The following is an 11,033-nucleotide window of genomic DNA, read 5'->3' as shown; positions in this document are numbered from 1 at the left end:
CGCAGTCACCGCCGCACGGGCAGGGGTACACCGGCGTGATGTACGCGTGCTCCCGGCGGCAGGCCGGGCAGCGCACCGGTACGGACTCCACTGGCTGCCCCTTACTCCCGCCCGTGCGGCGGTGACTGCGTTGCGTGGCTCCATCGTCCACCAGGAGCGACGGTCGGGGGAGGGAATTGCGCACTTCGGCCCGATGAGTTCCGTCGTCTCGTCCGTCCTCCCTTGACGGCCGTGCCACCTCGTCCTAAGTTGATTCCGTATAGCAGAACTAATTTTCCGTAATGCGGAATTGGTGCTCTCAGGTGGCGCGACAGAGCCCGACTCCACCAGGTCCGAGCAGGAGCACTCATGCCTCGTATGACCGCTGCCCGAGCGGCAGTTGAGATCCTCAAGCGCGAAGGTGTCAGCAACGCGTTCGGTGTGCCGGGTGCGGCGATCAACCCGTTCTACGCTGCCCTCAAGGCCTCCGGAGGCGTGCAGCACACCCTCGCCCGCCACGTCGAGGGCGCCTCTCACATGGCGGAGGGCTACACCCGTGCCGCGGCCGGGAACATCGGCGTCTGCGTCGGCACGTCCGGGCCCGCCGGCACCGACATGATCACCGGTCTCTACTCGGCCATGGCCGACTCGGTCCCGATCCTCTGCATCACCGGTCAGGCGCCGACCGCGGTCCTCCACAAGGAGGACTTCCAGGCCGTCGACATCGCGTCGATCGCCGCGCCGGTGACCAAGGCAGCGACCACGGTCCTGGAGGCCGCGCAGGTCCCGGGCGTCTTCCAGCAGGCCTTCCACCTGATGCGTACGGGCCGGCCGGGGCCGGTCCTCATCGACCTGCCGATCGATGTGCAGCTCACCGAGATCGAGTTCGATCCCGAGCTGTACGAGCCGCTGCCCGTGCACAAGCCCGCCGCGAGCCGCAAGCAGATCGAGCGGGCCGTCGAGATGCTCAACGCCTCCGAGCGCCCGCTGCTCGTCGCCGGCGGCGGCATCATCAACGCCGACGCCTCCGCCCTCCTGGTGGAGTTCGCCGAGCTGACCGGAGTCCCGGTCGTCCCCACCCTGATGGGCTGGGGCATCCTCCCCGACGACCACGAGCTGAACGCGGGCATGGTCGGCCTGCAGACCTCGCACCGCTACGGCAACGCGAACTTCCTGGAGTCCGACTTCGTCCTCGGCATCGGCAACCGCTGGGCCAACCGCCACACCGGCAGGCTGGACGTCTACACCGCGGGCCGCACCTTCGTCCACGTCGACATCGAGCCCACCCAGCTGGGCAGGATCTTCGCCCCCGACCTCGGCATCGCCTCGGACGCGAAGGCGGCACTGGCGCTCTTCGTCGAGGTGGCGCGGGAACTAGAGGCGGCCGGCAAGCTGAAGGACCGCTCGGCCTGGGCCGCGTCCACGCAGGAACGCCGGGCCGCGCTGCAGCGCCGCACGCACTTCGACAACGTGCCGCTTAAGCCGCAGCGGGTCTACGAGGAGATGAACCGGGCGTTCGGCCCCGAGACCCGCTACGTCTCCACCATCGGCCTCTCCCAGATCGCGGGCGCGCAGATGCTGCACGTCCACCGGCCGCGCCACTGGATCAACTGCGGCCAGGCCGGGCCGCTGGGCTGGACGATCCCCGCAGCGCTCGGCGTCGCCACGGCGGACCCGGACGGCTCCGTGGTCGCCCTCTCCGGTGACTACGACTTCCAGTTCATGCTGGAGGAGCTCGCCGTCGGCGCGCAGCACCGAATCCCGTACGTCCACGTGCTGGTGAACAACTCCTACCTCGGGCTCATCCGGCAGGCGCAGCGCAACTTCGACATCGACTTCCAGGTCAGCCTGGAGTTCGAGAACCTCAACTCCCCGGAGCTGGGCGTCTACGGCGTGGACCACGTCAAAGTGGTGGAGGGCCTGGGCTGCAAGGCGATCCGGGTCACCGAGCCCGACCGGCTGCTGCCGGCCTTCGAGGAGGCCAAGAAGCTCGCGGCCGAACACAGGGTTCCCGTCGTCGTCGAGGCGATCCTGGAGCGGGTCACGAACATCTCGATGAGCGGGACCGACATCGCGTCGGTGAACGAGTTCGAGGACGTGGCGTCCGAGCCGGGCCACGCGCCGACCGCGATCCGGGCGCTGACGGTGTCCTGACGCCGTAGCCACCGCCGGAACCCCTGGGGCCCGGCCCGCCCGCTCCCCACCTGGGAGCCGGCCGCGGGCCGGGCCCCGGTGTGCCCGCCCCGCAGTTAAGCCGGCGTGCGCGACGACCGGCCCGGCCCTGGGTGCCTCCGGGGTCTCCGTTCGATCTGCCCGACGAGGGGCTCCCGGACGCAGGGTGAACCCCCGCAGCGGGCGGTGCGGTCGGGGCTGTCGGCGCCAGAGGGAGAATGGCCGGCGTGAAGACAGGACGGGGCGCGGGCCAGGGGCGACATTGGGTCAAGTCCACGACGTGGGAGACGCTCCTGGACGGGGACCGACGCGTCTGTGCGGCGTGCGGGACGGCCGTCCGCTCGTACCGGTATCGCTTCCATCCCCCGGAGAGCCCCTCGTTCGAACGGTGCATCGGGCTGGCATGGTGTTCCGGCTGCCGGGTCTACTCCGGCTCGATGGTGCACGTATCCCGGGGCCAGGTGCTCGTGGACGCTCTGGCATCACTGCCGTGGGACCGGAGGGAGCGCGTCGAGCGGAGCGAAACGAAGCTCGTCGGGTATCTCGACGAGTGGCTGGGGAGCGAGGAAGCGCCGCCCGCACCGTGACGGCACGTCATGACACAGGGGTGCGGTGCACGCCTGACCGGCGTACACCGCACCCCTGCTGTCGTGTGTCACGGCGACCGCGACGGCGGGCGTGGGCGGCGGGCAGCCTGGTTCCTTCAGGTCTGGAACCGGGCCGTCCGGCCCTTCGCCACCGCACTGGCGTCGTCCGCCGCCGCGGTCCCGTCCTGCCGGTGCCGCGCGCTGCCCCTCATCCGGGTGCGCGGCACGGGCAGGGCCCCGGGAGGGAGGCTCAGTCCTCGCGCAGGGCGCGGACCGCCTCCTCCACGCGCCTGCCGTAGTCGGCGTCGGCGGCGTGGAAGTGGGCGAGGTTCTTCTCGATGACGTCGTCGCGGGTGACCTGTGAGAGACCTCCGGCGATGTTGGCGATCAGGCGGTCCTTCTCGTCCGCCGACATGAGCCGGTAGAGCTCGCCCGCCTGGAAGAAGTCGTCGTCCTTGGTGTGCGCGGGCGTCTCGTGCGTGCCCGTCCAGCCGTGCACGGCGAGCGGGGCGGCCAGGGCCTCACCGGTCTGCGCGGGTCCGGCGTAGGAGTTGGGCTCGTAGTTCCTGTCCTGGCGCGAGCCGTGACGCGTCGCGTGCAGCCCGTCGCGGCCGTAGTTGTCGACGACGGCAGCCTTCGGCGCGTTGACCGGGAGCTGGGTGTGGTTGATCCCCAGCCGGTAGCGCTGCGCGTCGGCGTAGGCGAAGAGCCGGCCCTGGAGCATCCTGTCCGGGGAGGGACCGATGCCGGGGACGAAGTTGTTCGGCGAGAACGCGGCCTGCTCCACCTCGGCGAAGACGTTGTCCGGGTTGCGGTCCAGCACGAGGCGGCCCACGCGCTGCAGCGGGTAGTCGGCGTGCGGCCAGACCTTCGTCACGTCGAAGGGGTTGAAGCGGTAGTCCGCCGCCTCGGCGGCCGGCATGAGCTGCACGTGCAGCGTCCAGGACGGGTTGACGCCCCGCTCGATGGCCTGGAGCAGGTCCGTCTGGTGCGAGTCGGCGTCCTTGCCGACCTGCTCGGCGGCCTGCTCGGCGGAGAGTGAGCGAACGCCCTGGTTCGTCTTGAAGTGGTACTTCACGAAGAAGGCATCGCCCTCCGCGTTCGTCCACTGGTACGTGTGCGAGCCGTAGCCGTTCATGTGCCGGTACGAGGCGGGAATCCCGCGGTCGCCCATCAGCCAGGTGACCTGGTGGGTGGCCTCCGGGGAGTGCGCCCAGAAGTCCCATACGTTGTCGGGCTCCTGACGGCCCGTGAACGGGTCCCGCTTCTGGGAGTGGATGAAGTCGGGGAACTTGACCGGGTCCTTGATGAAGAAGACCGGGGTGTTGTTCCCGACGAGGTCGTAGTTGCCCTCGTTCGTATAGAACTTGAGGGCGAAGCCGCGGGGGTCTCGGACGGCGTCCGCGCCGCCGAGGGAGTCCGCGACCGTGGAGAAGCGGAGGAACGTCTCGGTTCGGCGGCCCACTTGGGAGAGGAAGTCGGCGCGGGTGAAGCCGGTGACGTCGTCGGTCACCTCGAAGTAGCCGTATGCGCCGGAGCCGCGGGCGTGGACGACGCGCTCCGGGATGCGCTCACGGTTGAAACGGGCGAGCTTCTCCAGCAGGTGCTGGTCCTGGAGGAGTACCGGCCCACCGGCGCCGGCCGTGGCGGAGTTCTGGTTGTCGGCGACCGGGGCGCCTGACTCGGTCGTGAGCACACGCTGGGACATGGAGGCCTTCCGTACGGGGCTGCTGACGGCCTCAGGAGCGTAGATAAGCCGGGATCAGCACGTCAACAGTTTGTTGAAATCGGAGGAAGAGGTTCCGGGCCGCGGCGGCGCCTGGGCGCGACATGACAGGTGTCAGCACCGCCGCGACCCGGAGTTCAGGGGGCCCTGTGGAGGGCCGGGGGTGTCAGACCTGGGAGCCGGAGAGCCGCTCGACCGAGCGCAGGAGCGCCGAGTGGTCGAGTCCGCCGTCGCCCTGGGCGCGCAGTGAGGCGACCAGCTGGGCCACGACCCCGCCGACGGGCAGGGCGGCGCCGACGTTGCGGGCGGCGTCCGTGACGATGCCCATGTCCTTGTGGTGCAGGTCGATCCGGAAGCCCGGGGCGAAGTCCCGCTCGAGGAAGTTGTCCTTCTTGCGGGTCAGGACCGTCGAGCCGGCGAGACCGCCGTTCAGTACGTCGAGTGCGGCGGCCAGGTCGACACCGGACTTCTCCAGGAAGACGACCGCCTCGGCGCAGGCCTGGATGTTCACCGCGACGATCAGCTGGTTGGCGGCCTTCACCGTCTGGCCGGAGCCGTGGGGGCCGCACAGCACGATCGTTCTGCCGAGCACCTGCAGCAGGGGCTGCGCGGCGTCGAAGTCGGTCTGCTCGCCGCCGGCCATGATGGACAGGACGGCCTCGATCGCGCCCGCCTCTCCGCCGGACACGGGGGCGTCCAGCACGCGGATGCCCTTGTCCTTCGCGTTCTTCGCCAGGTCCACGGAGGTCTGCGGGGTGATCGACGACATGTCGATCAGCAGGGCGCCCCGCCGGGCGTTCTCCAGGATGCCGTCGGGGCCGTACGCGATGGCCTCGACCTGCGGGGACGCCGGGACCATGGTGATGACGACGTCGGCGTCGCGGACCGCGTCCGCGATCGAGGCGGCGCCCCGGCCGCCCGCCGCGACGAGCCTGTCGACCTTGTCCTGCTCCAGGGTGTAGCCGGTGACCTGGTATCCGGCCTTGACCAGGTTCTCCGACATGGGGGAGCCCATGATGCCGAGCCCGATCCAGGCGACCGTGGGGAGGTTGCTGCTCATGAGGAGTGCCTTCCGGTAAGCGTGTGTACGTGGGGGCGGGGCCCTCAGCGGGCCGGCCGGTGCTCGGCGGGGAGCCAGTCGAAGGACTCCGCGCTCGGGCGGTCGCCCGGCTTGTACTCCAGGCCGACCCAGCCGTCGTAACCGGCTTCGGCCAGCTCGCCGAGGAGCCGCTCCAGCGGGAGCGAGCCGGTGCCGGGCGCGCCCCGCCCCGGGTTGTCGGCGATCTGGACGTGGCCGGTCTTCGAGGCGTATGCCTTGATCACCTGGCCGAGGTCCTCGCCGTTCATCGACAGGTGGTAGAGGTCGAGCAGGAATGCGGCGTTGCCCAGGCCCGTGGCCTCGTTGACGCGGTCGACGACCTCGACGCCCGCCGGTGCGCTGACCAGGGGGTAGAGCGGTGACTCCGTGGCGTTGAGCGTCTCGATCAGGAGCGTCGCCCCGATCCGGTCGGCCGTGCGGGCGGCCAGTACCAGGTTCTCCAGGGCGAGTTCGTCCTGGGCGGCCGGGTCCACACCCTCGACGCGGTTGCCGTAGAGCGCGTTGAGGGCCTTGCAGCCGACCGAGGACGCGAAGTCCGCCGCCACGTCGATGTTGGTGCGGAAACGGCCCGATTCCTCGCCGGGCAGTGAGAGTGCCCCGCGATCGGGGCCGGGCAGCCGGCCCGCGTAGAAGTTCAGCCCCACCAGCTGCGTGCCCGCGTCGTCGAGCGCCTTCTTCAGGGCGTCGAGCTCGGCCTGCGCGGGGGTGGGGGTCTCGGTCCAGGGCCACCAGAGCTCGACCGCGGTGAAGCCCGCGGCGGCTGCCGCCGCGGGGCGCTCCAGGAGCGGGAGTTCGGTGAAGAGGATCGAGAGGTTCACATCGAAGCGCTGGTCCGAGAGGCCCATCATCGCTCCTTCCGTATTGCGGAAGTTTGTTTCTGCTTAACGGAAGATTGCCCGGCTGGTGGTGAGGCTGTCAAGGGGGGATTCCGAACTCCGGGCGCGCGGGGGTGGGGTGGGGGTCCGCAGGGCATGCCTCTCTGTGCCTCCCTGTCCGTGCCCGGTCAGGCGGCCTGTGCCGCGTCCGGGGGTGCGGCGCCCGTCGGCCCCGGTGTGCCGGAAGGCCGGTGTCATAGGGTCGGGGTGAGCCGTGCGAGCCGATCGACACGGCGGGACATGAGGGAGGCACCGTGCGCTTGAGGGTGGAATTCACCACCGAACCCTTCGATCTGGACGAGGCGCCCGCCCACGCCGTGGTGGCCCGCGAGGTCGTCCAGGGGGCCGGCCTCGACGCCGTGGACGTGGGCCCGTTCGGGAACACGGCCGAGGGGGGCGCGGACCGGATCCTGACCGCGGTGGACTCGCTCCTGCGCAAGACCCTGGCCTCGGGTGCCACCCGGGTGTCCCTTCAGCTCAACGTGATCGGGGAGGACGCGCCGTGACCGAACCGGCCGATCACCCCCTGGTCGCAGCGGTGAAGCCGCTCGTCGACGCCATGGGAGCCGAACTCCTCGACCCGGGGCGGGCCACCCCCGAGGACGTGGTGCTCGCGTGGGAGGGGGTGGACGTCATAGCGGTGCGGCTCCCGCAGCTCTCCGAATCGCTCGACCACATCCTGGCCGCGATGGAGCGGCGGCACGGGATGCCGCTGGCCGACCTGGACCGTAAGACCAAGCAGGGTGTGGTGCGCACCCTTGAGGCGCGCGGCGCCTTCTCCGTGCGGCACGGTGTGGAGACCGTGGCCGGGGCCCTCGGAGTGTCCCGCTTCACCGTCTACAACTACCTGAACCGGGACAATGCCGCCAAGGGCGGGTAGCTGAGCCCATTGCGTCCGATGCCGCCGCGGGAAAGTAAAGCGGCGGCATTGTCTGTTCGCGGAATTTCAACAAACTGTTGACGTGGTGTTGCGGAGGGCGTTAGCTATCGGCAGCCCGACAACGCACAGCGAAAAAGCCACGGAGGCTCCCGTGACTACGAGCTCCACACCGGGCCTGGCCCGGTTCAACACCCTGGCGGCGGCAGAGGCCGCAGCCGCGCTGCACGAGGTGTGTGCCAGCGCTGCGTGGTGCGGCTCCGTCCTCGCCCACCGGCCCTACGACGGCACGGAAGCCCTGCTCCTTGCCAGTGACGCCGCCATGGCCGAGCTCTCGGCGCAGGACCTGGCCGAGGCGATGGCCGGCCACCCGCCGATCGGCCGCCCCGAGCCGGGGGATCCGGCCTCCGCCCGCGAACAGCGGGGGATGGCCGGTGCTTCCGAGGGGCTCAGGGCGGAGATGCTCGAACTCAACCTGGCCTACCAGGAACGGTTCGGACACGTCTTCCTGATCTGCGCCACCGGAGCCACCGGTGAGCAGATGCGCGACGCGGTGAAGGCCCGCATCGGGAACTCTCCCGAGCAGGAGAGCGAGATCGTCCGCATCGAGCTGGGCAAGATCAACCGCATCCGGCTGACCCGCCTCGTACAGGACTCCTGAGCACCAGGACCCCTACGGCACTTCCGAGAACAAGGAGCGTGACGGTCTTGAGCACCGACACCACCGCTTCGGTGTCCACCCACATCCTGGACACCAGCATCGGCCGTCCCGCCGAAGCCGTCACCGTCTCCCTGGCCGCCCGTAGCGGCGGCGACGCGCAGTACGTGACGCTCGGCGGATCCGCCACCGACGCGGACGGGCGCTGCAAAGACCTGCCGGCCCTGCCGGAAGGAACCACCCATGTACGGCTCGTCTTCGACACCGAGTCGTACTTCACCGCGAAGAAGCAAGCCGAGGCGCAGCAGGACGCCCCCCGCGTAAGGGACAGCGGCGCGTTCTTCCCGGAGGTGGCGATCGCGTTCGCCGTCACCCCGGGCGAGCACTTCCACGTACCGCTGCTGCTCAACCCGTTCGGCTACTCCGTTTACCGAGGGAGCTAGCAGGCAATGCCCACGATTCTCGGCCAGAACCAGTACGGCAAAGCAGAGAACCGCGTCGTCAGGATCACGCGGGACGGCGACACCCACCACATCAAGGACCTCAACGTCTCGGTCGCCCTCTCCGGCGACATGGACGACGTCCACTACTCCGGCTCCAACGCCAACGTCCTGCCGACCGACACCACCAAGAACACGGTGTACGCGTTCGCCCAGGAGCACGGCATCGAGTCCGCCGAGCAGTTCGGCATCCACCTCGCCCGGCACTTCGTGACCTCCCAGGAGCCGATCAGGACCGCACGGATCAGGATCGAGGAGTACGCCTGGGAGCGCATCGCGACCTCGGACGGCAACTCCAAGTTCATCGGCGCCGACGAGGTCAACCACTCCTTCGCCCGCAAGGGCCAGGAGCTGCGCACCACCCAGGTCACCTTCGACGGCGAGAACTGGGAGATCATCTCCGGTCTCAAGGACCTCACCGTCATGAACTCGACCAACTCGGAGTTCTGGGGCTACGTCAAGGACAAGTACACGACGCTCAAGGAGGCTTACGACCGCGTCCTGTGCACCGACGTGTCGGCCGCCTGGCGTTACAGCTGGACCAGCGACGACGAGCGGATGCCCAACTGGGAGAATTCGTACGAGCAGGCGAAGAAGCACATGCTGCAGGCCTTCGCCGAGACGTACTCCCTCTCGCTCCAGCAGACCCTCTACCAGATGGGTTCGCGGGTCATCAACAGCCGCAGCGAGATCGACGAGATCCGCTTCTCGCTGCCGAACAACCACCACTTCCTCGTGGATCTCGAGCCGTTCGGCCTCAAGAACGACACCGCCGATGGTGCTGTCTACTTCGCCGCCGACCGCCCGTACGGCCTCATCGAGGCGACGGTGCTGCGGGACGGCGTCGAGCCGAAGATCCCGGTCGACATGACCAACCTCTGACACGGCGCACCGAGCCGGCCTCCCGCCCGCCTCGCAGCCGGGCGGGGGCCGGACAGCCTCTTCACCCCTCGGCACCCACGGCGTCAACGCCGTGGCACTCAAATCCTCCTAGGGTCCTGCCGTGCCCACATCGCCAGAGACAGAAGAAGGAAGCACCATGGCAGCTTCGGCGGACCCCAGGCCCACACAGCGCATCGTCATCGAGAACTGCTCGATCGCGACCGTCGACGCCCACGACACCGAGTACGCCTCGGGCCATGTCGTTGTGGCGGGCAACCGCATCGAATCCGTCGGAGCGGGCAGCGCGCCCGCGGGACTCGCCGATGTCGTACGACGCGTCGACGGCACCGGCCACCTCGTCACACCAGGTCTGGTCAACACCCACCACCACTTCTACCAGTGGATCACCCGGGGCCTGGCGACCGACCACAACCTCTTCGACTGGCTGGTCGCGCTGTACCCGACGTGGGCGCGCATCGACGAGCCGATGGCCCGCGCCGCCGCACAGGGCTCGCTCGCGATGATGGCCCGCGGCGGGGTCACCACCGCCATGGACCACCACTACGTCTACCCCCGTGGTTCGGGCGACCTGTCCGGCGCGATCATCGGCGCAGCCCGCGACATGGGCGTGCGCTTCACCCTCGCCCGCGGTTCCATGGACCGCAGCGAGAAGGACGGCGGGCTGCCGCCGGACTTCGCCGTCGAAACCCTCGACGGGGCGCTCGCCGCCACCGAGGCGACCATCGACGAGCACCACGACACCTCGTTCGACGCGATGACCCAGATCGCGGTCGCCCCCTGCTCCCCCTTCTCCGTTTCCACCGAACTGCTCCGACAGGGAGCGGAGTTGGCCCGGCGTCGCGGCGTACGACTGCACACCCACGGCTCGGAGACCGTCGAGGAGGAGCAGTTCTGCAAGGAGCTGTTCGGGATGGGGCCGACCGACTACTTCGAATCGACCGGCTGGCTCGGTGACGACGTGTGGATGGCGCACTGCGTCCACATGAACGACTCCGACATCGCCGCCTTCGCCCGAACCGGCACCGGCGTCGCACACTGCCCGTCCTCCAACGCCCGTCTCGCCGCAGGCATCGCCCGCGTCCCCGACATGCTCGCCGCCGGTGTCCCGGTCGGGCTCGGCGTCGACGGCACCGCCTCCAACGAGTCGGGCGAGCTCCACACCGAACTGCGCAACGCCCTCCTCATCAACCGCCTCGGCGCCCACCGCGAGAAGGCGCTGAACGCCCGTCAGGCACTGCGCCTGGGCACCCACGGCGGCGCCAGGGTGCTCGGCCGGGCCGACGAGATCGGCTCCCTGGAGCCGGGCAAGCTCGCCGACCTCGTGCTGTGGAAGCTGGACACCCTCGCCCACGCCTCCATCCCGGACCCCGTGACCGCACTGGTCTTCGGTGCCGCGGCCCCCGTCACCCTCTCCCTCGTCAACGGCAGAACCGTCGTCGAGGACAACCACCTCACCACGGTCGACGAGGACGCGATCGCCCGAGCGACCCGCGACGAGGCCGGACGCCTGGCACGGATCGCCGCCGGAGCCTGACGCTCCGCACCCCCCTGAACAGGCCGGCCGAGGGGGACGGCCCTCGGCCGGCCGCCGTGGACCCGCAGGGTCGACGGCAGCCTGTGCGGGTGCGCGCACGTCCCGTACGCGCACCCGCACAGG

Annotated in this window: 11 protein-coding genes; 8 read left to right on the top strand and 3 right to left on the bottom strand. The window is 69.8% G+C overall.

Annotation, left to right across the window (positions count from 1 at the left end):
* Positions 1–348: 348 nt before the first annotated feature.
* The gene (gcl, locus tag BFF76_RS21540; RefSeq protein WP_031099732.1) at positions 349–2,133 is read left to right on the top strand and encodes a glyoxylate carboligase; all 1,785 of its coding nucleotides are present in this window, start codon (positions 349–351) and stop codon (positions 2,131–2,133) included.
* 245 nt (positions 2,134–2,378) lie between these two features.
* A complete protein-coding gene (locus BFF76_RS21535; protein WP_141695642.1) occupies positions 2,379–2,738 on the top strand; it encodes a hypothetical protein in 360 nt (119 codons plus the stop codon).
* A 250-nt stretch (positions 2,739–2,988) separates the two neighbouring features.
* Here the strand turns inward: BFF76_RS21535 and BFF76_RS21530 are convergent, their stop codons facing one another.
* From BFF76_RS21530 to BFF76_RS21520, 3 genes are all read right to left on the bottom strand, one after another.
* Complete coding sequence (locus BFF76_RS21530) at positions 2,989–4,446, bottom strand: catalase (RefSeq protein WP_065848867.1); 1,458 nt, start codon at positions 4,444–4,446, stop codon at positions 2,989–2,991.
* A 184-nt stretch (positions 4,447–4,630) separates the two neighbouring features.
* Positions 4,631–5,524 (bottom strand): 2-hydroxy-3-oxopropionate reductase, encoded by an 894-nt coding sequence (locus BFF76_RS21525; RefSeq protein WP_031099731.1) that lies wholly within the window; start codon positions 5,522–5,524, stop codon positions 4,631–4,633.
* A 44-nt stretch (positions 5,525–5,568) separates the two neighbouring features.
* Positions 5,569–6,408, bottom strand: a complete 840-nt coding sequence (locus tag BFF76_RS21520) for a TIM barrel protein (protein WP_031099730.1) — start codon at positions 6,406–6,408, stop codon at positions 5,569–5,571.
* Between the two features lie 284 nt (positions 6,409–6,692).
* Between BFF76_RS21520 and BFF76_RS21515 the strand changes: the two genes are divergently transcribed.
* From BFF76_RS21515 to BFF76_RS21490, 6 genes are all read left to right on the top strand, one after another.
* The gene (locus BFF76_RS21515) at positions 6,693–6,944 is read left to right on the top strand and encodes a YkoF family thiamine-binding protein (protein WP_042837257.1); all 252 of its coding nucleotides are present in this window, start codon (positions 6,693–6,695) and stop codon (positions 6,942–6,944) included.
* Positions 6,941–7,318 (top strand): helix-turn-helix domain-containing protein, encoded by a 378-nt coding sequence (locus tag BFF76_RS21510; RefSeq protein WP_065848866.1) that lies wholly within the window; start codon positions 6,941–6,943, stop codon positions 7,316–7,318. The genes BFF76_RS21515 and BFF76_RS21510 overlap by 4 nt, the downstream gene beginning before the upstream one ends.
* A gap of 151 nt (positions 7,319–7,469) precedes the next feature.
* Positions 7,470–7,976, top strand: coding sequence for a 2-oxo-4-hydroxy-4-carboxy-5-ureidoimidazoline decarboxylase (gene uraD / locus BFF76_RS21505; RefSeq protein ID WP_065848865.1), 507 nt, complete (start codon positions 7,470–7,472; stop codon positions 7,974–7,976).
* Between the two features lie 47 nt (positions 7,977–8,023).
* Positions 8,024–8,416 carry a hydroxyisourate hydrolase gene (gene uraH, locus BFF76_RS21500; protein ID WP_053929324.1) on the top strand — a complete coding sequence of 131 codons (393 nt, stop codon included), beginning with the start codon at positions 8,024–8,026 and terminating at the stop codon, positions 8,414–8,416.
* 6 nt (positions 8,417–8,422) lie between these two features.
* Positions 8,423–9,355, top strand: coding sequence for a factor-independent urate hydroxylase (pucL, locus tag BFF76_RS21495; protein ID WP_031099720.1), 933 nt, complete (start codon positions 8,423–8,425; stop codon positions 9,353–9,355).
* Between the two features lie 157 nt (positions 9,356–9,512).
* Positions 9,513–10,910 carry an 8-oxoguanine deaminase gene (locus BFF76_RS21490; RefSeq protein WP_053929325.1) on the top strand — a complete coding sequence of 466 codons (1,398 nt, stop codon included), beginning with the start codon at positions 9,513–9,515 and terminating at the stop codon, positions 10,908–10,910.
* Positions 10,911–11,033 lie beyond the last annotated feature (123 nt).

The sequence above is a fragment of the Streptomyces mutomycini genome (genome assembly GCF_001700505.1).
GTDB classification, from domain to species: domain Bacteria; phylum Actinomycetota; class Actinomycetes; order Streptomycetales; family Streptomycetaceae; genus Streptomyces; species Streptomyces mutomycini.
Note: the sequence above shows the minus strand (reverse complement) of the source record. Positions and strands in the feature narration are given on the sequence as shown.

Excerpts from the sequence above, each read along its gene's own strand:
- gcl (WP_031099732.1), top strand. The coding sequence starts at position 349 with ATGCCTCGTATGACCGCTGCCCGAGCGGCAGTTGAGATCCTCAAGCGC.
- BFF76_RS21530 (WP_065848867.1), bottom strand. The coding sequence starts at position 4,446 with ATGTCCCAGCGTGTGCTCACGACCGAGTCAGGCGCCCCGGTCGCCGAC.
- BFF76_RS21525 (WP_031099731.1), bottom strand. The coding sequence starts at position 5,524 with ATGAGCAGCAACCTCCCCACGGTCGCCTGGATCGGGCTCGGCATCATG.
- BFF76_RS21520 (WP_031099730.1), bottom strand. The coding sequence starts at position 6,408 with ATGGGCCTCTCGGACCAGCGCTTCGATGTGAACCTCTCGATCCTCTTC.
- pucL (WP_031099720.1), top strand. The coding sequence starts at position 8,423 with ATGCCCACGATTCTCGGCCAGAACCAGTACGGCAAAGCAGAGAACCGC.
- BFF76_RS21490 (WP_053929325.1), top strand. The coding sequence starts at position 9,513 with ATGGCAGCTTCGGCGGACCCCAGGCCCACACAGCGCATCGTCATCGAG.